The 25,095-nt window shown below is 57.3% G+C and carries 27 protein-coding genes; 9 read left to right on the top strand and 18 right to left on the bottom strand.

From position 1 onward, the window contains the following. Positions 1–10: 10 nt before the first annotated feature. Entirely contained in the window at positions 11–1,732 is a 1,722-nt protein-coding gene (locus KGD89_RS08640) for a ShlB/FhaC/HecB family hemolysin secretion/activation protein (RefSeq protein ID WP_167333076.1), read from the bottom strand. A gap of 279 nt (positions 1,733–2,011) precedes the next feature. Here KGD89_RS08640 and KGD89_RS08635 point away from each other — a divergent pair, with 279 nt between their 5' ends. The 6 genes from KGD89_RS08635 (at position 2,012) to KGD89_RS08610 (ending at position 6,756) form a co-directional block, all read left to right on the top strand. Beyond that, positions 2,012–2,521, top strand: a complete 510-nt coding sequence (locus KGD89_RS08635; RefSeq protein WP_025259388.1) for a ferritin-like domain-containing protein — start codon at positions 2,012–2,014, stop codon at positions 2,519–2,521. Between the two features lie 223 nt (positions 2,522–2,744). Further along, entirely contained in the window at positions 2,745–3,623 is an 879-nt protein-coding gene (locus KGD89_RS08630; RefSeq protein ID WP_025259387.1) for a manganese catalase family protein, read from the top strand. A 140-nt stretch (positions 3,624–3,763) separates the two neighbouring features. Beyond that, on the top strand, positions 3,764–4,057 hold the full coding sequence (locus KGD89_RS08625) for a DUF6388 family protein (protein ID WP_025259386.1): 294 nt from the start codon (positions 3,764–3,766) through the stop codon (positions 4,055–4,057). A 30-nt stretch (positions 4,058–4,087) separates the two neighbouring features. Next, a complete protein-coding gene (locus KGD89_RS08620; RefSeq protein WP_025259385.1) occupies positions 4,088–4,768 on the top strand; it encodes a class I SAM-dependent methyltransferase in 681 nt (226 codons plus the stop codon). Positions 4,769–4,985: 217 nt separating this feature from the next. After that, positions 4,986–5,675, top strand: coding sequence for a crotonase/enoyl-CoA hydratase family protein (locus tag KGD89_RS08615; RefSeq protein ID WP_025259384.1), 690 nt, complete (start codon positions 4,986–4,988; stop codon positions 5,673–5,675). A 109-nt stretch (positions 5,676–5,784) separates the two neighbouring features. Then, complete coding sequence (locus KGD89_RS08610) at positions 5,785–6,756, top strand: magnesium and cobalt transport protein CorA (RefSeq protein ID WP_025259383.1); 972 nt, start codon at positions 5,785–5,787, stop codon at positions 6,754–6,756. A gap of 47 nt (positions 6,757–6,803) precedes the next feature. On the opposite strand, the gene KGD89_RS08605 is transcribed toward KGD89_RS08610, so the two are convergent. Beyond that, a complete protein-coding gene (locus tag KGD89_RS08605) occupies positions 6,804–7,532 on the bottom strand; it encodes an amidotransferase (protein WP_025259382.1) in 729 nt (242 codons plus the stop codon). 615 nt (positions 7,533–8,147) lie between these two features. On the opposite strand from KGD89_RS08605, the gene KGD89_RS08600 reads away from it, so the two are divergent. Then, positions 8,148–8,519 (top strand): rhodanese-like domain-containing protein, encoded by a 372-nt coding sequence (locus KGD89_RS08600; protein WP_025259381.1) that lies wholly within the window; start codon positions 8,148–8,150, stop codon positions 8,517–8,519. A gap of 84 nt (positions 8,520–8,603) precedes the next feature. On the opposite strand, the gene KGD89_RS08595 is transcribed toward KGD89_RS08600, so the two are convergent. The 8 genes from KGD89_RS08595 to KGD89_RS08560 form a co-directional block, all read right to left on the bottom strand. After that, entirely contained in the window at positions 8,604–9,401 is a 798-nt protein-coding gene (locus tag KGD89_RS08595; protein ID WP_025259380.1) for a transglutaminase family protein, read from the bottom strand. Next, the gene (locus tag KGD89_RS08590) at positions 9,398–10,354 is read right to left on the bottom strand and encodes an alpha-E domain-containing protein (RefSeq protein WP_025259379.1); all 957 of its coding nucleotides are present in this window, start codon (positions 10,352–10,354) and stop codon (positions 9,398–9,400) included. Before KGD89_RS08590 ends, KGD89_RS08595 begins: the two co-directional genes overlap by 4 nt. 12 nt (positions 10,355–10,366) lie before the next feature. Continuing rightward, positions 10,367–11,776 (bottom strand): circularly permuted type 2 ATP-grasp protein, encoded by a 1,410-nt coding sequence (locus KGD89_RS08585; RefSeq protein ID WP_025259378.1) that lies wholly within the window; start codon positions 11,774–11,776, stop codon positions 10,367–10,369. Between the two features lie 457 nt (positions 11,777–12,233). Beyond that, positions 12,234–12,575, bottom strand: coding sequence for a ribonuclease E inhibitor RraB (locus KGD89_RS08580; protein ID WP_025259377.1), 342 nt, complete (start codon positions 12,573–12,575; stop codon positions 12,234–12,236). A gap of 244 nt (positions 12,576–12,819) precedes the next feature. Beyond that, entirely contained in the window at positions 12,820–13,056 is a 237-nt protein-coding gene (locus KGD89_RS08575) for a hypothetical protein (protein WP_025259376.1), read from the bottom strand. Between the two features lie 141 nt (positions 13,057–13,197). Next, a complete protein-coding gene (locus KGD89_RS08570; RefSeq protein ID WP_025259375.1) occupies positions 13,198–15,291 on the bottom strand; it encodes an LTA synthase family protein in 2,094 nt (697 codons plus the stop codon). Positions 15,292–15,566: 275 nt separating this feature from the next. Continuing rightward, a complete protein-coding gene (gene speE / locus KGD89_RS08565) occupies positions 15,567–16,427 on the bottom strand; it encodes a polyamine aminopropyltransferase (protein ID WP_025259374.1) in 861 nt (286 codons plus the stop codon). A gap of 238 nt (positions 16,428–16,665) precedes the next feature. Then, positions 16,666–16,857 (bottom strand): PLDc N-terminal domain-containing protein, encoded by a 192-nt coding sequence (locus tag KGD89_RS08560; RefSeq protein ID WP_025259373.1) that lies wholly within the window; start codon positions 16,855–16,857, stop codon positions 16,666–16,668. 128 nt (positions 16,858–16,985) lie between these two features. Between KGD89_RS08560 and KGD89_RS08555 the strand changes: the two genes are divergently transcribed. Beyond that, positions 16,986–17,912, top strand: coding sequence for a ZIP family metal transporter (locus tag KGD89_RS08555; RefSeq protein ID WP_025259372.1), 927 nt, complete (start codon positions 16,986–16,988; stop codon positions 17,910–17,912). Here the strand turns inward: KGD89_RS08555 and KGD89_RS08550 are convergent. Together KGD89_RS08550 and KGD89_RS08545 are read right to left on the bottom strand one after the other, a co-directional pair. Beyond that, on the bottom strand, positions 17,909–18,433 hold the full coding sequence (locus KGD89_RS08550; protein ID WP_025259371.1) for a hypothetical protein: 525 nt from the start codon (positions 18,431–18,433) through the stop codon (positions 17,909–17,911). The genes KGD89_RS08555 and KGD89_RS08550 overlap by 4 nt on opposite strands. 84 nt (positions 18,434–18,517) lie before the next feature. Beyond that, positions 18,518–19,048, bottom strand: a complete 531-nt coding sequence (locus KGD89_RS08545) for an ankyrin repeat domain-containing protein (RefSeq protein WP_025259370.1) — start codon at positions 19,046–19,048, stop codon at positions 18,518–18,520. A 300-nt stretch (positions 19,049–19,348) separates the two neighbouring features. On the opposite strand from KGD89_RS08545, the gene KGD89_RS08540 reads away from it, so the two are divergent. After that, complete coding sequence (locus tag KGD89_RS08540) at positions 19,349–19,627, top strand: DUF3509 domain-containing protein (RefSeq protein WP_025259369.1); 279 nt, start codon at positions 19,349–19,351, stop codon at positions 19,625–19,627. A gap of 99 nt (positions 19,628–19,726) precedes the next feature. Here KGD89_RS08540 and KGD89_RS08535 read toward each other — a convergent pair whose 3' ends face one another. The 6 genes from KGD89_RS08535 to aroC all read right to left on the bottom strand — a co-directional run bounded on the left by KGD89_RS08535 (position 19,727) and on the right by aroC (position 25,009). Next, complete coding sequence (locus KGD89_RS08535; protein ID WP_025259368.1) at positions 19,727–20,449, bottom strand: helix-turn-helix transcriptional regulator; 723 nt, start codon at positions 20,447–20,449, stop codon at positions 19,727–19,729. Positions 20,450–20,724: 275 nt separating this feature from the next. Continuing rightward, positions 20,725–21,408, bottom strand: coding sequence for an acireductone synthase (gene mtnC, locus KGD89_RS08530; RefSeq protein ID WP_025259367.1), 684 nt, complete (start codon positions 21,406–21,408; stop codon positions 20,725–20,727). A gap of 68 nt (positions 21,409–21,476) precedes the next feature. Further along, the gene (locus KGD89_RS08525; RefSeq protein WP_025259366.1) at positions 21,477–22,022 is read right to left on the bottom strand and encodes a 1,2-dihydroxy-3-keto-5-methylthiopentene dioxygenase; all 546 of its coding nucleotides are present in this window, start codon (positions 22,020–22,022) and stop codon (positions 21,477–21,479) included. An 80-nt stretch (positions 22,023–22,102) separates the two neighbouring features. Then, entirely contained in the window at positions 22,103–22,717 is a 615-nt protein-coding gene (locus tag KGD89_RS08520; protein ID WP_025259365.1) for a methylthioribulose 1-phosphate dehydratase, read from the bottom strand. Continuing rightward, positions 22,714–23,886 carry an MFS transporter gene (locus KGD89_RS08515; RefSeq protein WP_038399779.1) on the bottom strand — a complete coding sequence of 391 codons (1,173 nt, stop codon included), beginning with the start codon at positions 23,884–23,886 and terminating at the stop codon, positions 22,714–22,716. Before KGD89_RS08515 ends, KGD89_RS08520 begins: the two co-directional genes overlap by 4 nt. Positions 23,887–23,917: 31 nt before the next feature. After that, positions 23,918–25,009, bottom strand: a complete 1,092-nt coding sequence (gene aroC, locus KGD89_RS08510) for a chorismate synthase (protein WP_025259363.1) — start codon at positions 25,007–25,009, stop codon at positions 23,918–23,920. Between the last annotated feature and the right edge of the window lie 86 nt (positions 25,010–25,095).

The following is a 25,095-nucleotide window of genomic DNA, read 5'->3' as shown; positions in this document are numbered from 1 at the left end:
AAAAACGGGTTTAGAGGAAAAAATCCATGCGCAGGTAGACCGGCGCTTCGCGTTCGATCTGGTCAGCCGGGCGTTCCAGGGAGTGCGCAAAGGTCACGCTGAGCGCCACATGCTGGCCACGGGTAAAGGCTTCAAACGAGTTGCTGGACAGGCGACCGTGCGCTTCGCCGTTGTAGCGGTCATTGCGGATCACGCCCTGGTCGTAACCGGCCGCCGCGCCATACTCGCTGAACACAGGGTGCAGCCAGTCCAGAGTCACCGGGCGCGTCAGACGCAATTCGTTGCGCCAGTAACCGCCACTGTCGCCGGACAGAAACTGGTCCTTGTAACCACGTACCGAGGAGGATCCACCCAGGCTCATCCGTTGCGGACTGAACAGGACATCCTCGCTGCGCTGGCCGGTGGCCAGGCTGGTGAAGCTGAAGTTTTCGCCCCAGAGCTGAAAGGGTTGCAGGTAGCTCAGGGTGCCGGTGTATTTGCGATAGCGGGCATCGGCTTCGCCGGGGCCTGGATGACCATTGTCCTGGGCATCGAAAGCGCCGGTGCCTTGTTGCATGCCCAGATCGAGGTTGACGAACGCAGAACCGATCCGACGCCCATGGTTGATACCGAACTGGGCTTCGCTCAGGCGATTGCTGCTCAAGGCCAGCTTGCTGTCTTCGATGTAATTGTTGGTGCGCAGATAGGCCAGCCCGGTACTGAGGGAAGTCTTGCTCACAGAATCGCGATGGATCACACGCTCGATGCGCAACTGATGATTCTGGCTGTCACCGGTCTGCTTGAAATTGAAGCCGTTGGCCTGGGCCAGCGAGCGATATTCGCTTTCGCTGTAGGTATAACTCAACGTCCACCAACCCCACGGCAGGCTGTAGGCCAACATGTGGTTTCTGGAGGTTTTCTGGTGATCGCTGATGCCATCGTGACCGCCGCGCAGACTCAACTGATCCGCCAGGCCCAACGGGCTGTCCCATTCCAGACCGGCGTTCCACTGCTGTTTACCCGTGCTGCGCTGGCCTTCGTTATTGCGCGACAGGTTCGCTCGCCAGGGTTTCTGCGGGGTGTTATTGACCAATACGTCACTGCCGCCGACGGCCTGACCCGGTGTCAGCTCCATCTGCGCCTTATTGGACGGCAAGCGATTGAGCTGATCGACCATCTGCTCGATCTCGCGCAGGTTCAGTACGCCGCCTTCACTGCCCGGAAAGGTCATGGCCAGCTCGCGCGGGGTCAGGCCGCTGCCCTCACCACTGCGCAGGTTTTCCATTTTGCCTTCGACGACGAGGACTTCGAGATGGCCTTTGGACAGATCCTGCTGCGGCAGGTAGGCACGTGTCGTGACCCACCCCTTGTCGATGTAGTGATCGGTGACGGCCTTGAGTACATCGTTGAGCTGGGCAACACCCAGGCATTCACCCAGAAAGGGCCTGAGCAGGGTTTCGCGCTCACCGGCCGACAATGAATCGGCGCCCTTGAGTTCGATGACGTCAATCCTGAAACAGCGCGTATCGACCGGAGCCTCGGGGGCTTGGGGAGCAGGCTGGGCGCCTGGTAAATCCTTGAGTTCTTCCAGGCGACGGCGCTGCTCTTCGAGCAGACGGTCCTGACGGTCGCGGATCAGGTCCTGCTCACCGGGGGTCGGGGCAGCCAGGGAAACAAGGGGAGTGACAGCGAAGAGAACAAGCAGAGCTGCTCTGGAGGCGTAGGAGTACACGGTGCGTCCCTGCAATATCATATTGATATCAAATTCGGCGCGATTGTAGATAGCCATCATCATGACGTCAATTTTTTGTACCTGCCGTGTATCAGATTTTCTACACACCTTTTTTGCCCTGCCCGAAGCATCCATTTCCCCGTCATTAATGACAGACGGCCAACAAATACCGCGAACCCCGTCACCCTCCCCGGCTCTACCGAATGCGGGCCTTGCCCGGCACGGCAAAGACGGAAATCCGCAGTCGCCGAATGGCTCATCCGTGCGTATCCCCATTAACGTCACAACGAGGACGAACACATGGCTACCCCACAGGAAAACCTTATCGATTGGCTGCGTGATGCCCATGCGATGGAGCAGCAGGCTGAAAAGATGCTCACCGCACAGGCTGAGCGTCTGGAGCATTACCAAAGTCTCAAAAGGCGCATCGAGCAGCACATCGAAGAGACACGTGGTCAGCAGCAACGTATCAGTGAATGCCTTTCCCGGTATGACGAAAGCCCTTCCACCCTGAAGGATCTGACTGGCAAGGTCATGGCGTTCGGTCAGGCGATAGGTGGCTCGATGATGAGCGATGAGGTCGTGAAAGGTGCGATGTCTGGCTACGTGTTCGAGAACGTGGAAATCGCGGCTTACACGGTATTGATCGAAGCTGCGAAGGTGGCGGGAGATCCGGAAACCCAAAGGGCCTGCGAGGAAACGCTTCAGCAGGAAGAAGCCATGGCGAAATGGCTGCTTGAACACCTTCCTGAAATCACGGCAGCCTTTTTGGCTCGTTCCAGAAACCCCGACCTTGAAGCCAAGAAGTAAACGTAAGGGCGTAGCCGCTCAGGCGGCTATGTACCTCTTGCACAGCCCTCGTTTAATCTGAAACGACAGCTCATCAGTCGTCTTGAACTATTCGCCTGATTCCGCTCATCGCAGTAAACGAATAAACAAAGAATCTTTAACCTCCAGGCCTTCTCGAAACTTATGTCTGCGCCATTGCCCGAAGTGGCAAACGCGCACAAACCTGAGTATTGAGGAACGCACAATGTTTTTACACAACAAAAGACTTCAGTACACCGTCCGTGTCGCCGAGCCCAATCCCGGTCTTGCCAATCTTCTACTGGAGCAGTTCGGTGGTGCCCAGGGCGAACTGGCAGCAGCGACCCGTTACTTCACACAAGCGCTGGCCGAAGAGGATCCGGGTCGCAAGGATCTGCTGATGGACATTGCCACGGAAGAGCTGAGCCACCTTGAGGTCGTGGGCTCGATCATCGTCATGCTCAACCGCGGCGCGAAAGGACAGATGGCCGAAGGCGTGCAGGAAGAAGGTGAACTGTATCGCAGCATCCATGGTGCGGGTAACGACTCGCACATCACCAGCGTGCTTTATGGTGGCGGCGCTCCGCTGGTCAACTCTGCGGGCGTTCCATGGACCGCGGCCTACATCGACACTATCACCGAACCCACCGCCGACTTCCGCTCCAACATTGCCGCCGAAGCCCGGGCCAAGATCGTTTACGAAAGGCTGCTGAATGTCGTCGACGACCCTGGCATCAAGGAGGCGCTGGGCTTCCTGATGACCCGCGAGATCGCCCACCAGAAGTCCTTCGAAAAAGCGCTGCACTCGATCCAGCCAAACTTCCCGCAGGGCAAACTGCCCGGCATGCCGGAATTCACCCGCACCTACTTCAGCATGTCCAGTGGCGAACCGAACCTTCGCGGGCCATGGAACAGTGATGAAGAGTTCGAGTATGTAGAAAACCCTCAACCTGCCGTTGACGGAGGCGATGGCACTGCCTCAGTGGCGCTCGATGAAGAGGATGTGCTGACCCTGAACATGATGAAGGAACGCACCAAGTCCGACCCGGATGCCGATCCACTTACAGGAGCGGAGCTGGGATCAGGTTTCATGTCAGACAAATGACGGCTTCCTGCTTGTGGCACGATGTATTCAGCAGTGCCAGCACTGGCAGCGTTTGAAATGTTCCCTCACAATCTCGCGATCTCGCCAGACCTGCCTCCCCCGGCAGGCCTGGCTACCCCATGAGTTTGAGGAAACCCGGCATGAATGCACTGGAGTGGAACGAAGCCGCCCTGGCGAAATACCTCTCGACCCATCCGACCTTGCAGGATGAAATCAAGAACCTCAGCCCCGAAGAACAGAAGCAGCAGGCGCAATGGGCCTTTGAGGATGAAGCCGAGGATCAGGGTATCGAACCCTGGGAACTGGCTTTGCAATTGATTGCAGAATCCCCGGAACAGCTCAAGAGCATGCGCCTTGAAGCCCACGCACAGGTGGCCGAAGCCTTGGGCATGGACTGGGACGAGTATTGCGAACTGAACGAAATCGAACAGTAATCCCGGGCCTGTACAAGGAATAGAAGTGCCATGAACCATTCTTCCGAAGCGGGCGCAGCCGTTTACTCTCCCCTGACCCTGAAACTTTATGACTGGTGGGTCCTGGGGGTTTCCAATCGTTTTGCCTGGCAGTGCTCGACGACTCAGGTATTGCAGCCGTTCTTCAATCGCCATGTCGGCGCACGCCATCTGGATGTAGGCGTCGGCACCGGCTATTACCTGGCCAATGCCAATCTGCCCATCAGTACCGAAGTCACCTTGCTGGACCTCAACAGCAGCAGCCTGGAAGCCGCACGCCAGCGCTTCGGGCGGCCGGGCATCCGGGTGATCCGCCACGATGTGTTCAAGCCGTTTGAACCCGGGCATGAGACAGGGTTTGACTCGATCTCTCTGTTCTATCTGCTGCACTGCCTGCCCGGAACCATGAGCGACAAGGCCCAGGTTTTCGCCAACCTCAAGACTCGCCTGAAAGATGACGGTGTGCTGTTCGGCGCAACCATTCTGGGCGACGAAGCCGGGCACAACGGGTTTGGTCGCAAGCTGATGGATGTCTATAACAAGAAAGGCATCTTTGGTAATCGCAGTGACAGCGTTGCCAGCCTGCGCAATGCCCTGGCCTTGCATTTCAAGGACGTGACGGTGGAGGTCACGGGGAAAGTGGCATTGTTTACGGCAAGATCGCCTCTTATCCAACAAGACGTAACATCATGAATTAAATGGTTTTTTCTTGGTAGCGAACTCATTCGCGAAGGTGCCCGTACATCCGAAGAGAATCTATCGCCTCGAATGACGCTTCGCGAATGAATTCACTCCTACCGGTTTGCTTCGTGGGTGACCTCACAATCCGTTCATGACCGATCAGTCAGCGCTTTACCTGATGGTTTGAGCTGAGTAACGTCTGCGCATCTCAACAAGAAGGAATTGCGCCATGAGCGATCTGATCTCGTACCAGCTTGAAGATGGTATTGCCACGCTGACCCTCAACAACGGCAAGGTCAACGCCATCTCGCCGGATGTGATCGCCGCATTCAATGCCGCGCTGGATCAGGCCGAGACAGATCGTGCCGTGGTGATCGTCACAGGGCAACCGGGTATTCTCTCGGGCGGTTATGACCTCAAGGTCATGACCTCCAGCGCCGAAGCGGCCATCGACCTGGTATCCCGTGGTTCGACACTGGCGCGACGCATGCTGGCGCACCCCTTCCCCATCATTGTCGCCTGCCCGGGCCATGCCGTGGCCAAGGGTGCATTCCTGTTGCTGTCCGCCGATTACCGGATCGGGGTCGAAGGTCCCTTCAATATCGGCCTCAATGAAGTACAGATCGGCATGACCATGCACCATGTGGGCATCGAGCTGGCACGTGACCGTCTGCGCAAGTCCGCGTTTCATCGTTCGGTGATCAACGCCGAGATGTTCGACCCCCAAGGCGCACTGAACGCGGGCTTTCTGGACAAGGTGGTCAGCATCGACGAGTTGCAGGAAACCGCCCGCACCGCGGCCCTGCAACTGAAGAAGATCAATATGAACGCCCACAGAAAAACCAAGCTCAAGGTCAGAAAAGCGCTGCTCGATACATTGGATGCCGCCATAGAACTCGACAAGCAGCTTTCGCTCTAAGCCTTGCGCTCGACAGCCATGAAGCCCGCCAACGCGGGCTTTATCGTGTTGAGCCATGACGCAATCCTTTTTGCATCACAGCCACTCCTTGAACAAGAAGCGAAACGATATGGGCCGAGTTGTTGCAGCAGCGGTTTACAGCAAAGGCAAGAAAGTCAGCAATATCACCCTTGAAGAAGGCGCAGCCTGGGCAGCCAAGCCGGATCACTTTGTCTGGATCGGGCTGGAGCAGCCCACCCCGCAAGAACTGGAAAGCCTCAAAGAGCAATTCAACCTGCACGAACTGGCTATCGAGGATGCGCTGGAAGTCCACAGCCGCCCCAAACTGGAAACCTTCGGCGATGCACTGTTTATCGTCACCTACGCGCCGGTGCGGGAAAACGGCAGACTGCAGTTCATCGAAACCCATATTTTCGCGGGTAAGGGCTACATCATCACCTCGCGCAACGGCCACTCAAAATCCTATGGGATTGTGCGCCAGCGCTGTGAAGCCAGGCCGCTGCTGCTGGAGCATGGCGAAGACTTCGTGCTCTACGCCCTGCTGGACTTCGTGACCGAGAGTTACCAACCGGTGACAGAAGCCATCCATGCCGAGCTGGAAGAGCTGGAGCAAAGCGTACTCGGCGGCATCCTGAATGAAGCCTACATCCATCGCATTCACAGCCTGCGCCGGGATCTTCTTCGTCTGCGCCGCTACGTGTCGCCCATGGTGGAAGTCGGCGAAGAGCTTCAGAAACTGAGCTTTCCCTTCATCGACAAGAACATGCGTCCGTACTTTCGCGACGTTGAGATTCACGTCAAACGGCAAATGGAAGACCTGGGCAATCTGCGGGACATCGCCAGCCAGACCATCGAGATCGGTCTGTTGCTGGAGTCATCGCGACAAAGCATCGTGCAGCGCAAGTTCGCGGCCTGGGCGGCAATCCTGGCGTTTCCGACTGCTGTCGCCGGCATCTACGGGATGAACTTCGAGAACATGCCGGAGCTGACATGGCACTACGGCTATTTCGCGGTGCTGGGGGTGATCGTTGGAGGCTGCGCAGCCTTGTTCACCAGCTTCAAGCGCTCGGGCTGGCTGTAACCGGCAAAAGCTCCCGATGCCAGTGCGGCGCCGGGAGCCATCAAGCTTCAAGCCACGCTCGAATCCGGCTTGTGCGCCACAAAGCGCGTGATCCACTCAGCCACGGTTGCGCCGTGGTGTTCATGGTCCAGGCTGTCCAGCCCCTTGCGATAAACCTGCTCACCCAACGCTTGCTGGCGCAGGTCCAGCAAGGAGCGGGAAAACTCGTGAATGAATTCGGGGTGCCCCTGGAAACACAGGACCTGATGATTGATGTGATAAGCCGCGTACGGGCAGAAATCGCTGGAAGCGATCACCGTCGCATTTTCCGGTAATACCGTGACCTGATCCTGGTGGCTGATCAACAGCGTCAGCTTGTCGATGGCCGGTGCCATCCAGGGTTGCGGGTCAGCCAGTTGATAATGATGAATGCCCACTCCCCAGCCCTGGCTGGCGCGCTCGGTCTTGCCACCCAGCAACAGCGCCAGCAACTGGTGCCCGAAGCAGATCCCCAACAGTTTGTCGCCCCGCTCGTACAGCTTGAGCAGGTAGACCTTGAGCGTCTGAATCCAGGGATCGCTGCCAAACGAGTCGGCCTTGCTGCCGGTCACCAGATAGGCATCGAAACGTTCGTCTTCGGGTGGATAAATGCCCTGCACCACGTTGTAGACACTGAGCTGTACGGCAAAGGGTTGGCGCGCAAACAATAACTCGAACATCCGCCCATACCCCTGATATTGCTCAACCAACTCCGGGCGCAGGATGTCGGTTTCCAGAATGCAGATGCGTAACGACATAAAAAAGGACCTGAAACAGTAAAAAGGCAATAGCGCACGGGCAAAGCCTGCCCTGAATGGCACGACCAAAGCAAGAAGCCAGTATCGGTATGGCCCCCCACACGGTATAGCGAGCAGGACACACCTCGGCCAGACGAACGGTAGAAGGCTAATGATCTGCCCTCAAAGCCTCTAGCCAAGGCCTGACCATGTTATCAGCAACGTCTAAATAACCTTTAATCATAAATTAAGATCTATAAATACCTAATAGTTCTAAGCCACAGACAATGGGGCCTCTAAGGTTAAATCTGTAACAGGAAGGCGCGATAAAAATACATCCAGCGTCAGGTCTGCGGCGATATGGCCGAGACCACCCGTTCATCAGCACCACCTTTGCCAGCTGCCCGATTTCGGACTTGATGAATTCGGTGAGCTTTTGTCGCTCAGGAATAACAACAAAAGGCAGTCAGCCATGTTCAAGCATTCAAAGATACGTCAGGCGGGGCTTATTGTATTTGCAACCACTCTTATCTTGATCCTGCCCAATCTGAACCGGTTGTTCGGCTGATCCGGCGTGCGCTACCGAAGCGCTCATATCTGTGCCAATCTTCCTGTCAAATGATGGGAGATAGGTTTATGCGTCAATGGATAGCACTGGGAATTCTGGCTTGCAGCTTCACGGCGCAGGCAGGTGAGGTCGAGCAGGCCGTTGCTGTGGCGGCCTTGAAGGAAGGGAAACTGGCAGTGGATGTGCGCAGCCAGACCGAGTACGACGCTGGCACCGTGCTCAATGCGGTTCGGGTCGAGGATGCTCGCCTGGTCAATCAACTGAAACAGGTGCTCGCCGACCGCAACTCTGTTTTCGTCATCTTCAGCAGCTCGAACGAAAAGGCGAGCAGAGCCCAGGACAAACTCAGACAAGCCGGTTACTTCAGTGTCATCAACGGCGGCAATTATGAAGAGCTGCATAATGCGCTCTATGACATTACCGATGATCCGGCGGAGTAAACCACCTGTAGGAGTAGTGCCGATCAGTTAAGGTACACAAACTTGTAGGAGCGAATTTATTCGCTCCCACAAGCGGTACAGGAATTACTGGTGCTGCACCTGAACCTGCGTCGAGACTGACACCTTGGCGTGCATCTGTTCGTAACCACCGCCACGGCGCATGCCGCGTACCGGGCAGGCATCCAGATAATCCAGGCCTACCGCCAGCTTGAGATGGCGTGCCGGAATCGCAAGCGTGTTGGTAACGTCGAAGCTGTACCAGCCATCGTCGATCCAGGCTTCGGCCCAGGCATGGCTGGACAGATGATCCTTGTCTTCGCTGTACAGGTAACCAGAGACATAACGCGCGGGCACACCAAGACTGCGGGCGCAGGCCAGGAATGCATGGGTGTGGTCCTGGCAGACACCTGAACGACCGGCAAATGCCTGGGCCGCGCTGGTGTCGACCTCAGTCGCGCCCGGCGTGTATACGATGTGTTGATTCAGCGCCTGCATCAGATCGATCAAGCCCGTGCGATCAGTACGCTTGCTGCTTTCCTTCGTGGCGAATGCCCGTATCGCTTCGTCCGCTTCGGTCAGGCGGGTGAAACGCAGAAATGGCAGCGCCGACTGGCTTTCATGTTCGGCCTCACGGGTTTCGTCGATTTCCACCTGCCCGCGGGCACCGATGATGATCGACTCATGGGGCTCGTCCAGAGTCAGCACGTGCAGGATATTGCCGAACGGATCGATCTGCGCACGCACCGGTCGCGGCAGGCTCAATTGCCAACTCAGGATCTGTTGGCGCTCGCTGTCATGAGGCGTCAGACGCAGGTACTGGATGCTGGCCCGAACCTGATCATCATAGTGATAGGTGGTCTCGTGGCTAATGGAAAGTCTCATGCAGCCTCCAGGTATGAAGTGTGGATGGCATCACCCAGCTGGGCCACCAAGGGAATGAACTCGTTCAGCCACTCATGCAGGCCTTCGCCCAGTATCTCGTCGATGCTGGTATAGCGCAGGCGTGCGTCCATTTCGGCGGCCATGCGCTGCGCAGGACGGCCATTGGATCCCGGCAGGCTGGACAGAATCTGGTCCAGTGCTTCCAGGCAGGCACGCAAGGAGCGCGGTATGTCAGCGCGCAGCAGCAACAGCTCGGCGACTTGACGCGCCCCTGGCGCATCCCGGTACAGCTCGGTGTAAGCTTCGAAAGACGACAAGGCGCGCAACAAGGCGCTCCACTGGTAGTAACCGGCGGCGGAGTTGTCAGCCGCCGCATTGGCCTGCGGCCCACGCAATTCCAGCATTTCGTAACGGGCATCGAGCATGCGCAGGGTGTTGTCGGCACGCTCGATAAAGGTCCCCAGACGAATGAAACGGAACGCATCGTTACGCATGATGGTGCCGTAGGTCGCGCCCCGGAACAGATGGGAACGCTCTTTCACCCATTCGCAGAAATGGCTCATGCCATAGCGCGCCAATCCTTGCTCGGCGATCCCGCGAATCTCCAGCCAGGTGGAGTTGATGTTTTCCCACATGTCCGCGGTAATTCGCCCGCGCACCGCATGGGCACTGGCACGTGCCGCGCCAAGGCAGCTATAGATGCTGGCCGGGTTGCTGGCATCCAGGGCGAAGAAATGCAGCATGCGTTCGGCATGCAGTGCGCCATGGCGCTCCACATAGGTATCCAGGGTTCCGGTAATCAGCAGTGGCATGGCAATTTCGTCCAGCCCACCGCGCCCGTCCTGAGGCATCAATGACAGCGAATAACTCACGTCCATCATTCGGGCGAGGTTCTCCGCTCGCTCCAGGTAACGCGACATCCAGAAAAGATCCGAGGCAGTTCTACTTAGCATTGGCAGGCATCCTTAATCCTCGACCACCCAAGTGTCCTTGGTTCCACCACCCTGCGACGAGTTCACCACCAGCGAGCCTTCACGCAACGCTACTCGGGTAAGCCCGCCAGGCACGACGCGGGTTTCGCGACCGGAAAGGACAAATGGGCGCAAGTCGATATGTCGCGGGGCGATGCCTTTCTCGACGAAGGTCGGACAGGTCGACAGGGACAAGGTCGGTTGGGCGATATATGCGTGTGGCTTGGCTTTGAGACGGGCACGGAAGGCTTCGATTTCCGCAGCGGTCGCTGCAGGGCCGACCAGCATCCCGTAACCGCCGGAACCCTGGGTTTCCTTGACCACCAGATCACCCAGATTGGCCAGCACATGGGACAGCTCTTCGGGCTTGCGGCACTGCCAGGTCGGCACGTTCTTGAGGATCGGCTCTTCATCCAGATAGAAACGGATCATGTCCGTCACATAGGGATAGATCGACTTGTCGTCCGCAACTCCAGTCCCGATGGCATTTGCCAGAACCACATTGCCGGAACGGTAGGCCGACAGCAGGCCCGGCACACCGAGCATCGAATCCGGGTTGAAGGCCAGCGGATCCAGGAAGGCATCGTCCAGACGGCGGTAGATCACATCAACGGCTTTGGGACCGTCGGTGGTGCGCATGAAGACGCGATCATCGCGCACGAAAAGATCAGCACCTTCCACCAGTTCGACCCCCATCTCACGCGCCAGAAAGGCGTGCTCGAAAAAGGCGCTGTTGAAACGACCCGGCGTCAGGACCACCACGCTCGGATTGTCCAGATGACTCGAACTCTTGAGCGTGTCGAGCAACAGGTTCGGGTAGTGATCGATGGGGGCGATGCGTTGCGCGGCGAACAGCTCCGGGAACAGGCGCATCATCATCTTGCGGTCTTCGAGCATGTAGCTCACGCCGCTCGGGGTACGCAGGTTGTCTTCAAGCACGTAATACGTGCCATCGCCGTCGCGTACCAGGTCGACCCCGGAAATGTGCGAATACAGATCGCGATGCAGATTCAGGCCTTGCATTGCCAACTGATATTGCTCGTTGGCCAGAACCTGCTCGGCAGGAATGATCCCCGCCTTGATGATCCGTTGATCGTGGTACAGGTCCGCAAGAAACATGTTCAGCGCCTTGACGCGCTGAATGCAGCCGCGCTCCACAACCCGCCACTCACTGGCCGGAATGCTGCGCGGAATCGTATCGAAGGGGATCAGCCTTTCGGTCCCCTGCTCGTCACCATAGAGCGTGAACGTGATCCCGGCGCGATGAAACAACAGGTCGGCTTCACGCCGACGCTGAGCCAGAAGCTCAGGGGGCGTGTCACCCAACCAGCGGGCAAATTCCCGGTAATGCGGGCGGACCTGGCCGCCAGCGTCGTACATCTCGTCATAAAAGGTGCGGATCATGCCGTACTCCTTGTCACCATGGACCTACAGGCCTTCGCAAGGCCCGTGCCATCGGCATAAACGCTTTGATATCAATGATTTACGCAAACAACAGACATTCAACGCACCATTCCTGTGCAATAAATGCCATGACCATTTCTCCTACGCCTCATTCGGAAGCGTCAGGCAATCGCGAAATCTATCACCAGCATAGTCAGTGTTGATTTCATTGGGGGATATTAGTTCGCCATAATCGCCAGTAACCGAGCAAACAAAGGCCCGATTGCCTGTCTCGATTTTTTTTCTGGAGTTTGCGCCCTGGCGCTTTTCTAACCGGACTTCCCTTCAAGCCACTCCATCGAGTGGCTTTTTTTTGCACATCGGCTGCATCCGTTCCTTTTCCGGCGGCCAAAAGCACGACCGGCCAATGGCGGCATACTCCGCAATTGACCGGTCGTGTTACTAACAGACAGATGATTCATGCGTGCAGTCTTCTGACCTCCGCTGTGACGCCCCATCCTTCAACCTCACCGTCCATCGGCGAGATCACGTTCTGGAAGTCATGCTCGAAGTCGCCGATGCCGTCATAGGTGGCATACATCACCTTGCTCAATTGCAAGTGCCACGCACCGTCGTCACGCACATTAATCTGGGTATTGATGGACTCACCACGAAATTGTCCTGCAGCCTGCCGCGCCCGTTCCTCATCCGGGAAGACGGCGTAGAACTCGATAGGATAGGTACGTGCAAAATCAAAACCGCCTTCTTTCATGCGGCGCAGTACATGACTGCTGATGTCCTCTTGATAGGCTGTGCTCATGAAACGTCCTCCTATGCAACGATAGATAGAGTTTCAACTCTTCCAGAACGACCACCTGACTGGTGGTCGCCACACGACAGTTAATCCGCAGTGGGGAATCAAGCATGAAGCTGACCAGACCGGATCTGTAGCAACCCGGTTTCGACATTGGAAGGCTGACGGATCAGCCTCGTTTGCAGAGTAGACCCAACTAGGGCCTGCTGCCAAGTGCCTGACACAACAAGTCTTTGCAGGTGCAAATGAGTCAGATTACTTCTGTAATGGAAATAATCTGCACACTGTTGTGGTCCTTGAGGGTTTTGACTGTCGGCTCCTCGGTGCGTCCTTCAAGATCATTGAGATCCAGCTCATCCGTGACCGGAAACAGAATCGGACGCAGAAGACGTGCCGCAACCTCCTCGCTTGGGCGTTCCGGTGAATCAATATCATGGCGCTGCTGCACGCCATCTTTATCGAGATACGAAATGACCCACTGTTTCATCAATACCTCCCGAACGAAGCCAGAACGCTGGCTTACATGATCTTGACCTTTTTGCTGCGGCATTCGTTCCAGAAAAATGCAGGCAAAAAGAAAGGCCCTCGCATCGGATGCAGAGGGCCTTTCCTTGTGTAGCCAGCGGTATCAGTTACGGTTCTTGCTGGCCTCTACACCGGCGGTGTTATCCAGAAGACTCTTGGTAGCGGTCTGCAGGAAGCTTTCCAGCTTCTGCTTGAGCTCGGCCGTGTCCGGAGCATCGGGCACCACTTCGGCATGCGGGTTTGCACCCAGGGTGTAGGTCATGACCTTGGCAGGCATTTCCGTAGGTTCGATCAGGATACGGTTGCCATGGATGATGGCGACCACCTGCTCGCTGCCCGACGGCTTGATCACACCAAAGCCCTTGTCGCCTTCAGGCAGGTTCAGCAGATCGCGTCCCCAGCACTGGTTGCGGGTCTGACCGCCCAGACGGCCCATGATGGTCGGCACCACATCGACCTGGGTACCCACGATGCTGCTGCGCTGGCCGAACTTCTCCTGCACGCCCGGCCCGATCAGAAGCAATGGCACGTTGAAGCGGCCCAGGTCCATTTCGGTCAGTTGCATCTTGTTGCCAAAACCATGGTCACCCAGCACTACGAACAGGGTGTTCTTGAAGTAAGGCTCTTTCTTGGCCTTCTCGAAGAATTGTCCCAGTGCCCAGTCGGAATAACGCATGGCGGTCAAATGCTCGTCCAGCGAACCATGGCCTGTCACGCGCTCCACCGGCAGGTTTTCCGGCAAGGCGTAAGGCGTGTGGTTGGACAGGGTTTGCAGCAAGGCATAGAACGGCTTGCCGTTCTGGCGGGCTTTGAGCTCCTCGGCGCCACGGTCGAACATGTCCTGGTCGGAAACACCCCAGGTCGGGTCGGAGAACACCGGGTTGACGAAGTCTTCACGACCGACAAAGTTGGTCATGCCCTGGTTGCTGAAGAAACCCGACTGGTTGTCCCAGGCAAAGTTGCCGTTGTAGACATAGACATCGTCGTAGTTGCGCCCGGTGCTGAGCAGTTGCGGCAGGCCCGACAGTTTGTGGCTGCCTTCTGGCGTCTGCATCAGGTACTCGAAGCCCGGCAGGTTCGGGAAGCACGCCATGGTAGCGAACATGCCCTGGTGGGTGTGGGTGCCGTTGGAGAAGAAGTGATCGAACAGCAGACCTTCCTTGGACAGTTTGTCGAAGTAAGGGGTGATGTTGGCTTTATCGCCCAGAGCGCCGACCGAGTGGCCTGCGAAGCTTTCCATCAGGATGACCACAACGTTGCGGATTGGCAGCGTGTTTTCAACGGGCGGCGTGAACTCGCGACGTACTGCCGCAATGTTCGGATCGATCAACTGGTCATGGCTGGTCAGCAGCATGTCGCGCACGACCTGCTGTGCCTCAGACTGAGGCAAGGTGGCTTTCCAGATATTGTCGCGATCTTCGGACATGCGGCTTTTCGCGGCCGTGATCAGCGTCAGCGTGCCGTTGAGGCCCAACTGGTTGGCGAAGTTCGATTCGGTGGTGTAAGCATCGCCCCAACGCAGTGGCGGGCCTTGACGCAAGGTGCCACGGGCAGAAATGACAGCAATGACCAGCACGACGAAGAACACACCGACGCGCATGTACCAGGGCGCAATCGAGCGATTGCTGCCACTGCCAACGCTGAATTCGCGACGCGGACGAGTCACGCGATCGATGCCCTTGAACACCAGGCTCAACAACCAGGTAACCAGTGCCCACGCCAGCAGATAACGAACCACCGGGAAGCCGTACCAGAGCATGCTCAGGACGGTCTTCGGATCTTCCTTCACGTACTGGAACACCAGACCGTTCAGGCGCTGGTGGAACTCACGATAGAAGTCCATTTCCATCAGGCCGAGGAACAGCGTGATGCTGCCGACCAGGGTCAGCCAGAACCGGAAGAAACCCCGTGCAGCCATGGCACGGACACTGAACAGCGACAGCATCAGAGGAATGAGCAGATAGATCGTCAGGCGCAGGTCGAAACGCATGCCGTTGAACAACGCTTCGATAAAGGTCGACGCTGGCGTCTCGCCAATCATTTCACGGTTGTAGACCAGCAACCCGATACGCAGCAGAGTGTACATCACCATCAGGGTCAGGCCGCTGAGCAGGATGTAGGCCAGGTGTGATTTGACGGTTGGGTGTTGCAGACGGGACAAAGCTTGCCGATGAATCTGGGCGTCCGTGTTAGCCATTTTTGTCAGGATCCGGTGGATTCAGGAGTTGAGTCGGATATGCGATACCTGCCGACCCGAAACAGGAGGCAGCGCATGGGGGGCAGATATTACGTGATTGCCGTGTTTTTAGCGCTTGTCAGGACGAGGCCCTGAATGATCGCGCGCCATTTTCGACAAGCGGGTGTGAAAAATTTGTTGTACGGCACCTGGCAAGCACCAGACACCGTACTGTGATAACTGCCCCTGCTGGCATGACCTTGAGGGACTCAGATCATGCCTGTGGTAGAAAAACCTCAGTCGTTGCTGGGTTTGCTCACTGCCTGCAGCACGTACTGCGGCAAGGCGAACGCGCCGATGTGGATTTCCGGGTTGTAATAGCGAGTAACAATACCGCTGCCGGCAAAGCGCTGGCGCAGGGTTTCCAGTGGCAGCTTGCGATAGGTGGTATTGGTAGAACCCCAGGCGAAGGTCATCGCGCCACCGATGTAGGTGGGGATTGCCGCCTGATAGAAATGCCAGTCCGCGAACAGGCCATTCATACGGCCAGCAGTCGTCTGCACGCCGCTCAATTGCATGAACGGTGTGCCGTTCTGGGTAACCAGGATGCCGTTTTCGTTCAGGCAGCGATGGCAGGCCTGATAGAAGTTTTCCGAGAACAGCACTTCACCCGGCCCGATCGGGTCGGTGGAGTCGGAAATGATCACATCGAACTTCTCTTCGGTGGTCGCGACGAAACGCATGCCGTCATCGATCACCAGATTCAGACGCGAGTCCTCGAAGGCACCGCTGGAGTGGTTGGGCAGGAACTCCTTGCACATTTCCACTACGGTGGCGTCGATCTCGACCATGGTGATGTGCTCGACGCTCAAGTGCTTGGCGACTTCGCGCAGCATGCCGCCGTCACCGCCACCAATGATCAGTACACGCTTGGCAGCTCCATGAGCCAGGATCGGCACATGGGTCAGCATCTCGTGGTAGATGAACTCATCGGCTTCGGTGGTCTGGATCACGCCATCCAGCGCCATGACCCGCCCCATGCGCGGGTTCTGGAAAATCACCAGATGCTGATGTTCCGTACGGACTTCGTGCAGCATTTTTTCCATACGAAAGCGTTGGCCATAGCCTTCGTATAACGTTTCCTGATAATCGCTCATGGGTAAGCTCCCGCTAAAGACTGATGACAGGACGGCCGACCGCCCACAAGAAAGGCGCGCATTCTACGTTGCGAAAGATGACAGGTCGAACCTCATCACTGCATGACCGCAAACTTGATGGTCCGTAGAAGGTAATACAGGCATGTAGTAGCGAATTCATTCGCGAAAGCCCCCGTATATGTATCGTCTGGAAGGTTTCGCGGATGAATCCGCTCCTACAGCAGATAAAGCCGCTACCTCAGATACGAACATTGCCCCGCGGTCCGGCAATGGCCCAGATGATCAGCCCCAATACCGGCAGCAACAGGATCAGCAGTATCCAGAGGATTTTCGCCCCGGTGCTGGCACTGCTTTTCAGTACATTGATGATGGCCCAGATATCCAGAGCAAGAATGATCAAGCCGATCAGGCTATTGAAAGTGGAGCCCATGATGGTGTTCCCGATTGAGTAATGACGGAATAGAGAATAGTCAGCTCCATTGAACCAACCGCATATTTTCATGCTCGGAAACTGAGTCCGCTATCCTTTGAATCATGTTTCCAGACAGGTCGTCCTCCATGCAAACACCCCTTCAACCCCGCACACTCTGGGCGACATGGTCGGCTCAACTGCAGACCAGCCCGCTGGTAAGCCTGGGATTTATCCTGGCGCTGATCATCGTGCTGGGCCTGGGGGCCGCCAGTCTCTATAACGCCTTCTTCGGGACCAATCAGAGCAATCTGACCTACGCCCTGATCGGCGGCTCGGCAGGTTTCGGGGCCACGGCGCTGGGTGCGGTCATGGCTGTCGCCTTCCGCAACATCAGCCAGCGAACCCAGGACATCATGCTCGGTTTTGCTGCCGGAATGATGCTGGCCGCCAGCTCCTTTTCGCTGATTTTGCCGGGGCTGGCCGCAGCCCGGGAGATTACCGGCAATGGCCCGCTCGCGGCTGCCACCGTGGTTTCGGGCCTGGGACTTGGGGTGCTGTTGATGCTCGGCCTGGACCGATTCACACCCCATGAGCACGAAAGCGTCGGTCGACAGGGACCTGATTCCGACCGTATCAACAGGGTCTGGCTGTTCGTGCTGGCAATCACCCTGCACAACCTGCCGGAAGGCATGGCCATTGGCGTCAGCTTTGCCGGCGGCGACATGAATGTGGGCATGCCACTGACCACCGCCATTGCCATCCAGGATATTCCCGAAGGTCTGGCAATTGCCCTGGCGTTACGGGCAACCGGCCTTTCGGCATTCAAGGCCATGCTGGTGGCAATCGGCTCAGGCCTGATGGAGCCCCTGGGCTCGCTGGTCGGCCTGGGGATTTCCAGCGGTTTTGCGATTGCCTACCCGCTGAGCCTTGGTCTGGCAGCAGGTGCGATGATTTTCGTGGTGTCCCACGAAGTCATCCCGGAAACCCACCGCAATGGTCACCAGACCTCAGCCACACTGGGCCTGATGCTGGGCTTCGGGGTCATGATGTTCCTGGATACAGCCCTGGGTTAGGCGTTGGCTTTGAGCGCCTGCAATGACGATGCAGCATGGATGCCGACAGTAGCCGCCAGCTCCAGCACTCGCGCCTCATCACAGCCGTAGACCAGCACCGCCTGAAGTTCGTCGTCCAGCGGCTGGCTGAAATCCACAAGCACGTAGCCGCCCATTTCCTTGTTCATGCTGCTGAGCTGGATCTGGATACGGTTGAGGGCGGTCAAAGCCTCCACCTTGGCCAGTTGCTTTGGCTTGATGTTGAAAGATACATCCTTGCCGAACGACTGCACGATCTGCTCGAACAGATCCATGTAAGTGTCCGCCTGGAACAGCACGGTTTCCGGCAAGCTACCGACCACTACCCACTCGCCCAGAGGAATGGGAAACGTATCGTCGTAGTTGATATCCGGATTGGCTGCCAGAAAGGCTTCGGGGTCCGCGTAAGCCTGAGCGGCTTCGGCGGCGATGCCTGCGATCTCGTCTTCCCCCATGCAGCCCGAACTGATTTTGCTGATTAATTCAATGAGGGAGTCTTTCATGGGGGAGATCCTGATAGAGGCAAAAACGAGGCGCGCAGGATAACGGGAAACGCTGCACACCTCTATCGATTCAGGATCAGCGCGCTAAACCATCAGTTTGCTCAACTGAGCGGCGGTTTCCGTTGCGCCCATCGCCTGGGCAGCCGCCAGGGCGTTGACGCCCTTGGCGTCGCGGGCATGGGGGTTGGCACCCTTTCCGATCAGGTAATCGACGATTTCGCTACGGTTGAACATCGCAGCCATCATCAGGGCAGTCCGACCGTCCGCCGAAGCACCCTCCACATCCGCACCCGACTCGACAAGAAGTTTGACGACCGCAAGATCACCCTTGAACGCAGCACCGGCAATCGGGCTCTGGCCATTGTCATTACGGATGTGCGGGTCGGCCTTGTGTTCAAGCAGCACACGCACGGCTTCCTGCTGGCCGTAGTAACTGGCGAGCATCAGCAGCGTATCGCCCTTGTGATTGCGCAGATTGACAGGCAGCCCCTTCTCCAGCAGCCGACTCAACATCAGTGCATCACCTTGCCGGGCGACTTCGAAAACCTGCTCGGCGAACTCGGCGGCTTCATCATCCGTCATGGTTTTCGGGGCATGGGTGCCTGGATCGGTCATAGGTTTCTCCCTCAATGCCACTAATGGCGCTCGATACAATGAGCCCAAGTCTTGTCAGATGAGGGCCACAGGTCAAGCTATGCGTCTCATAGGAAAATATTCCCGCCTGCATCCACTGTGGCCACAACCAGCAAAATGCAGGATGCACGATGGCCATTCATGCAAATTGCACGAAAGATGAAAAACATCATATTTTCAAGCCATTGATTTTAAAGGATTTTAATAAAACGCAAACGCTGGCATGGACGCTGCAACAGTACTTGCAGGTTTGTTATCCCGTGAGCAATGGAGCCGCTAGACATGTCTTTTATCCAAGAAAAATTCGCATCCGTATTCTCCAGCTACACCGTGACCACTCAGCCTCGTCCTGACGGTGGTGTGCTCCTGTCCTTGCGCGATAACGAAGGCAAACAGATCCGCCGTTCCATCTCTTACGCACAACTGCACACGCCTGTTCAGCTTGAGTGGGTCATCAGCGCGATTCGCCGTGACCTGGCAGCCCAGGCCAGTGATTTGCCTGCCATCACGATGCTGCAAAGCCAGCAACGTTTTGACCTGCCGACCTATCACACCCGCTGATCACACGCTTCCTCCTGCATCCAGCCGCCGACTGCAATCGGCGGCAACCTCCTCCCTTGTTATCCGCGACAACATTCTTGTTCTCGCGGTTTTTTTTGCTCATTTGATCAGGCCTCGACACAGAGCCTCCCCCACGGCCTGAGCCCGATTGGCGACCCCGAGCTTGCTGTAGATCATCTTGAAGTGATATTTGATCGTGGCCTCGGACACCTCGCGGATCAAGGCAATTTCCCAGGCCGTCTTGCCATCACGTGCCCACTGCAGGATTTCCAGCTCCTTCACAGTAAGGCCATGGGAACGGAATCGGGTTCCCCTGCCGACCGTATGAAGCACAGGGACCAGACTGCTCAGCAGGTATCGGTCCTCGGTGGTAGTGGCACGCTGCATCGCGCTCAAGGTACATACCGAAGTCACACCACTGACACCCCGACAATGGCTGGAGTACCCGTAGGACAAGGCCGGCAGCAATTGGCAGGCCTCAACCGCGGCGTTGTAGCAATCAGGCGCCTGATACTGCTTGAACGCCTCGCGCCAATCGACAAAGCCCTGTGTATTGCGATAACAACGAATAACCGGATCTTCCGTCAGCATGCGATGGTTTCGATAGATATCTCCCCAGACATCCTCGACATTGGAAGTGATGAACGTCAGCAATAACGGGCCCTTGAACTGATAGAACATTGCCCGCTCACACCGGCACTCCTGCCTGAGCCACTGAAGTGCATTTTCGATAGCCACCTGACCATCGTCCTCGGCAATACTGCTGACCATCTGCTGTATCAATAAACCCATCGTTGTATTTACTGTCCTGGCACTGCACATCGCTGCCGCTCCTGTTGCGCCCCCTCGGTATGCACAGTTGCTGTTTTTGATCAATCAGGGGGAATGGCCGCCAGAAATTACACGAATAATTGCGTTTAAAATCGAGGGCTAAAACAAACAGGATTTATGCACAAGCAGACAGGCACGAGCCTACCTGAAAGCAAGACGGGGATGACAGATCAGCAAAGAATGAGGGTGCAGAAGCGAGTTTATTGGCGCCTTCGCTCCCTGAAGTGGGAGCGAATTCATTCGCGAAGAACAATGGGTATTATTGCTTAAAACTTTTGGGGAGCAATCGCGGCGAAATCCGTCACGGATACATGCCCCGGCAGTTCGCCGCCAGCGCGTACCAGACCGCATGTCGCCATGCCTGCTGCTCGGGCGGCATCAAGTTCTTCGACGATGTCCGACAGAAACAGAATCTCTTCGGCCGGGCAGCCGATGGCGGTGGTGATGGTGCGATAGGATTGCTCTTCGCGCTTGGGGCCGGACGTGGTGTCGAAATAACCACTGAACAAGCCAGACAGATCGCCCGCCTCTGAACACCCGAAAATCAGTTGTTGAGCCTGAATCGAGCCGGAGGAATAAACGTAAAGTTTATAACCCTCCTCATACCAGCGCTTGAGGGCTTCGACGGCATCCGGGTAGACATGCCCCTTGAGTTGCCCGGCGTTATAGCCCTGCTCCCAGACCATGCCCTGCAAGGCCTTCAGTGGCGTGGCCTTGCGGTCCTGGGCAATCCAGTCGAGGAGGATTTCGATAACCCGCTCGACATCCGCATCAGGCTCGTTGCTTTCCTGGCGCACGGCCTGCAACTGGGCGGCCACCGAAGGTTTGTCCGCCTGCTGATGGACAAAATCGGGCAAATGCTTGGCAGCGAACGGGAACAGCACATCGAACACGAAGCTCACTGCACTGGTGGTGCCTTCGATATCCGTAAGGATAACTTTGATGGACATCTGGGACGGGCTCCTGTGTTTGAAACATTGGGCGCACGGCCGGGTGCGCTCCTGCAATGTGTAATTGATCAGTCATCCAGCCGCGGAAAACGGCCGGCGATATCTTCTCCGGTGAAGTTCGCTACCCAGCCTTCCGGGTTGTTGAACAGGCGAATCGCGACGAAATGCGGGTTTTCGCCCATGTCGAACCAGTGCCGGGTTCCGGCGGGCACCGAGATCAGGTCGTTCTTTTCGCAGAGCACGGCATAGACGTAATCATCGATATGCAGGGTAAACAGGCCACGCCCGGCGACAAAGAAACGCACTTCGTCTTCGCCATGGCGATGCTCTTCAAGAAACTTGGCGCGCAGTTCAGCCTTTTGCGGGTGGTCGCTGTTGAGGCTGACCACATCGACAGTGACATAACCGCGCTCGGTCATCAGCTTGTCGATCTGGGTGCGATAGGCGCTGATCACTTCTTCCTGACTGGCGCCCGGCGTAATCGGTGCAGATGCCTGCCAGCGGTCGAAAGCGACACCGTGCTCGGCCAGGGTCGACGCGATATCTTCCAGGTGGGTCAGGACCTTGTTGGGCACTTCAGGGCTGGAAACGTGGTAAACGGACAGGCAGCTCATGGCGTAATTCCTCGGCTGGAAACAGGCCCCCGGCTTTTACAGGCCGTTCAGGCTGGGTTTCCTGATTAACGGTTAAAAGGTCAACGATTCAGGACCGTACGGGTTTTCAGCTCGCACTCGAACAGAAACTCGAAAGCTTCGATCTGACGCAGCGCATCATTCATCTTCGCTCCCCAGGTATACAGGCCGTGCCCGCGAATCAGGTAACCGGCACAGTCGGGATGAGCGTCCAGCCAAGGCTGAACCTTCGAGGCCAGGCGAGCAATATCCTGATCGTTATCGAAGATCGGCACCACCACCCGGGATTCATGGGTGACCACGCCGGCAAAAGCCTTTTGCAGCTCGTAATCCTCGAACACCAGATGATCGGCGTCGGTCAGCCGTGACAGGACGGTCGCATTGACCGAGTGCGTATGCAGCACCGCGCCCACTTCAGGCTTGCAACTGTAAAGCTGGGTGTGCAGCAGGGTTTCGGCGGAAGGCTTCTTGCCGGGCTCAAGGCTGTTGCCGGCCAGGTCGGTAGCCAGAACATCATCGATGCCCAGCTGGCCCTTGTGCTTGCCGGACACCGTCAACAGCGCTTCGGTGGCGGACAGGCGCACGGAATAGTTGCTGCTGGTGGCTGGCGACCAGCCGCGTCCATACAGGAAACGCCCGGCTTCGATGATTTCCAGGCTGAGTTGTTCGCGGGTCATGCACCCTCCTCTTTCTTTGGTGTCGCAATCATGACGGCTGCCGCCAATGCCGCAAGGCTGGCGATGGCAAATGTCCAGAACGGCCCGAGCGCATTCCAGCTGTAACCGGAGTACAACGCTCCCAGCGCGCCGCCCACTCCGGACAGGGCGGCATACAACGCCTGCCCCTGACCTTGCTGGCGCGAACCGAAGCTACGTTGCACGAAATGGATGGCAGCCGCGTGAAAACTGCCAAAGGTTGCTGCGTGCATGAGCTGGATAACCAGCAGCGCCAGCAGATGATCGGCAAAACTGCCCAGCAGCAACCAGCGCAGCGAGGCCAGCAGAAAGCTCGCCATCAGCACCTGACGCACAGAAAAACGCTGCAGTATGCGGCTCATACCCATGAACATCAGGACTTCGGCCACGACCCCCACTGCCCAGAGCATGCCGATCACACCGCGACTGTAACCCAACTGCTCCAGATGCAAGGTCAGGAAGGTGTAATACGGCCCATGGCTGAGCTGCATCAAGGCCACACAGACATAAAAGACCAGCACGCTGGGACGGGTCAGTTGCCTGATAAAACCGCCAGCATCCAGTGGCTGTGCCGAAACCCGCGGCTGCGCATTGGGCACCCACCAACTGCTGATCGCGATACCGGCCATGATGATCAGCAGCATATGGGGAAACAGGTCCAGACTGAACTGCTCGAACACACTTCCGAGCGCGACCACTGCCAGGATAAAGCCCACCGAGCCCCAGACCCGGATCTGGCTGTAGCGCGAAGGCTGATCGCACAGATGCGCCAGGGTGATGACTTCAAACTGCGGCAGGATGGCATGCCAGAAGAACGAGTACAGCACCATGACCATGGCCAGCCAGGCGTAGCTCTTGTCGACCAGAATCAGCGAGAACGCCAGCAAGGTGCAGAGCGCACCCAGGCGCACGATCAACAGCCGCTGGCCCGTATGATCACCCAGCCAGCCCCATAGATTGGGCGCGATGCAGCGCGTCAGCATCGGGATGGCGACCAGTTCGCCAATCCGCGCACTGGAAAACCCCAGATGGTGGAAATACAGCGACAGAAAGGGAGCCGCCGAGCCCAGCAAGGCAAAGTAGAAAATGTAAAAACCCGACAGCCGCCAATAAGGAAGCTGCCCGGCAGGCAGTGGCGCCACGTCAGTCATCCACGATCAGTGACCGCAGTGGCACCGCTCATTACAGCTGGCCCAATACAGGCGTATCGACGTTTACGTCAGCGTTTTGCCCGCGATGACGCAACAGGTGATCCAGCAGCACGATGGCCATCATCGCTTCGGCAATAGGCGTGGCGCGAATGCCCACGCAAGGGTCATGACGACCCTTGGTGATGAGCTCAACCGGATTGCCATCGACATCGATGGAGCGACCCGGCGTAGTAATGCTGGAGGTCGGCTTGAGCGCCAGATGCGCAATGATCGGCTGGCCGGAAGAAATGCCACCCAGAATGCCGCCCGCCTGATTGGACAGGAAGCCTTCCGGCGTCAGTTCGTCGCGATGCTCGGTGCCGCGCTGGGCCACACAGTCAAAACCTGCGCCGATTTCCACGCCTTTGACGGCGTTGATGCTCATCAGCGCATGGGCCAGTTCGGCGTCCAGACGGTCGAAGATCGGCTCGCCCAGACCCGGTTTCACGCCTTCGGCCACCACGGTGATCTTTGCGCCTACCGAATCCTGGTCGCGACGCAACTGGTCCATGTAGGCTTCCAGTTCAGGCACCTTGTCCGGGTCCGGGCAGAAAAAGGCGTTCTGCTCGACCGAATCCCAGGTCTTGAACGGAATCTGGATCGGGCCAAGCTGGCTCATGTAGCCACGAATGACGATGCCCTGGGTCGCCAGGTACTTCTTGGCGATTGCGCCGGCTGCCACACGCATGGCGGTTTCACGCGCCGAACTGCGACCGCCGCCGCGATAGTCGCGGATGCCGTACTTGTGGTGGTAGGTGTAGTCGGCATGGGCCGGACGAAAAAGGTCCTTGATCGCCGAGTAATCCTTGGACTTCTGGTCGGTATTGCGGATCAGCAGGCCGATGGACGCGCCGGTGGTCTTGCCCTCGAACACACCAGAGAGGATTTCCACCTCATCGGCTTCCTGGCGCTGGGTCGTGTGACGACTGGTACCGGGCTTGCGACGATCCAGATCACGCTGCAAGTCTTCCAGGGACAGCTCGAACCCCGGCGGGCAGCCGTCGACGATAGCGACCAACGCCGGGCCATGGCTTTCGCCGGCGGTGGTGACAGTGAACAGCTTGCCGAAAGTATTGCCGGACATGCGGGCGCTCCGAGAAATCAGCCAAAAAACCAGATCGAATCAATCAAGCACGCCAGTATACGCAGGCTGAACGCGCAGTTCATCCT

Origin of the sequence: Pseudomonas cichorii (assembly GCF_018343775.1) — a bacterium.
Lineage (GTDB): Bacteria > Pseudomonadota > Gammaproteobacteria > Pseudomonadales > Pseudomonadaceae > Aquipseudomonas > Aquipseudomonas cichorii.
The sequence above is the reverse complement of the archived record's forward strand: the minus strand, read 5'-3'. Positions and strand labels throughout refer to the sequence as shown.

Excerpts from the sequence above, each read along its gene's own strand:
- KGD89_RS08585 (WP_025259378.1), bottom strand. The coding sequence starts at position 11,776 with ATGATCCGCACCTTTTATGACGAGATGTACGACGCTGGCGGCCAGGTC.
- KGD89_RS08640 (WP_167333076.1), bottom strand. The coding sequence starts at position 1,732 with ATGATATTGCAGGGACGCACCGTGTACTCCTACGCCTCCAGAGCAGCT.
- KGD89_RS08615 (WP_025259384.1), top strand. The coding sequence starts at position 4,986 with ATGAGCGATCTGATCTCGTACCAGCTTGAAGATGGTATTGCCACGCTG.
- KGD89_RS08595 (WP_025259380.1), bottom strand. The coding sequence starts at position 9,401 with ATGAGACTTTCCATTAGCCACGAGACCACCTATCACTATGATGATCAG.
- KGD89_RS08535 (WP_025259368.1), bottom strand. The coding sequence starts at position 20,449 with ATGTGCAGTGCCAGGACAGTAAATACAACGATGGGTTTATTGATACAG.
- KGD89_RS08620 (WP_025259385.1), top strand. The coding sequence starts at position 4,088 with ATGAACCATTCTTCCGAAGCGGGCGCAGCCGTTTACTCTCCCCTGACC.
- KGD89_RS08635 (WP_025259388.1), top strand. The coding sequence starts at position 2,012 with ATGGCTACCCCACAGGAAAACCTTATCGATTGGCTGCGTGATGCCCAT.
- mtnC (WP_025259367.1), bottom strand. The coding sequence starts at position 21,408 with ATGTCCATCAAAGTTATCCTTACGGATATCGAAGGCACCACCAGTGCA.
- KGD89_RS08625 (WP_025259386.1), top strand. The coding sequence starts at position 3,764 with ATGAATGCACTGGAGTGGAACGAAGCCGCCCTGGCGAAATACCTCTCG.
- KGD89_RS08610 (WP_025259383.1), top strand. The coding sequence starts at position 5,785 with ATGGGCCGAGTTGTTGCAGCAGCGGTTTACAGCAAAGGCAAGAAAGTC.
- KGD89_RS08515 (WP_038399779.1), bottom strand. The coding sequence starts at position 23,886 with ATGACTGACGTGGCGCCACTGCCTGCCGGGCAGCTTCCTTATTGGCGG.
- KGD89_RS08570 (WP_025259375.1), bottom strand. The coding sequence starts at position 15,291 with ATGGCTAACACGGACGCCCAGATTCATCGGCAAGCTTTGTCCCGTCTG.
- KGD89_RS08600 (WP_025259381.1), top strand. The coding sequence starts at position 8,148 with ATGCGTCAATGGATAGCACTGGGAATTCTGGCTTGCAGCTTCACGGCG.
- KGD89_RS08605 (WP_025259382.1), bottom strand. The coding sequence starts at position 7,532 with ATGTCGTTACGCATCTGCATTCTGGAAACCGACATCCTGCGCCCGGAG.
- KGD89_RS08580 (WP_025259377.1), bottom strand. The coding sequence starts at position 12,575 with ATGAGCACAGCCTATCAAGAGGACATCAGCAGTCATGTACTGCGCCGC.
- KGD89_RS08520 (WP_025259365.1), bottom strand. The coding sequence starts at position 22,717 with ATGACCCGCGAACAACTCAGCCTGGAAATCATCGAAGCCGGGCGTTTC.
- speE (WP_025259374.1), bottom strand. The coding sequence starts at position 16,427 with ATGAGCGATTATCAGGAAACGTTATACGAAGGCTATGGCCAACGCTTT.
- KGD89_RS08575 (WP_025259376.1), bottom strand. The coding sequence starts at position 13,056 with ATGAAACAGTGGGTCATTTCGTATCTCGATAAAGATGGCGTGCAGCAG.
- aroC (WP_025259363.1), bottom strand. The coding sequence starts at position 25,009 with ATGTCCGGCAATACTTTCGGCAAGCTGTTCACTGTCACCACCGCCGGC.
- KGD89_RS08545 (WP_025259370.1), bottom strand. The coding sequence starts at position 19,048 with ATGACCGATCCAGGCACCCATGCCCCGAAAACCATGACGGATGATGAA.
- KGD89_RS08540 (WP_025259369.1), top strand. The coding sequence starts at position 19,349 with ATGTCTTTTATCCAAGAAAAATTCGCATCCGTATTCTCCAGCTACACC.
- KGD89_RS08630 (WP_025259387.1), top strand. The coding sequence starts at position 2,745 with ATGTTTTTACACAACAAAAGACTTCAGTACACCGTCCGTGTCGCCGAG.
- KGD89_RS08555 (WP_025259372.1), top strand. The coding sequence starts at position 16,986 with ATGCAAACACCCCTTCAACCCCGCACACTCTGGGCGACATGGTCGGCT.
- KGD89_RS08590 (WP_025259379.1), bottom strand. The coding sequence starts at position 10,354 with ATGCTAAGTAGAACTGCCTCGGATCTTTTCTGGATGTCGCGTTACCTG.
- KGD89_RS08550 (WP_025259371.1), bottom strand. The coding sequence starts at position 18,433 with ATGAAAGACTCCCTCATTGAATTAATCAGCAAAATCAGTTCGGGCTGC.
- KGD89_RS08525 (WP_025259366.1), bottom strand. The coding sequence starts at position 22,022 with ATGAGCTGCCTGTCCGTTTACCACGTTTCCAGCCCTGAAGTGCCCAAC.
- KGD89_RS08560 (WP_025259373.1), bottom strand. The coding sequence starts at position 16,857 with ATGGGCTCCACTTTCAATAGCCTGATCGGCTTGATCATTCTTGCTCTG.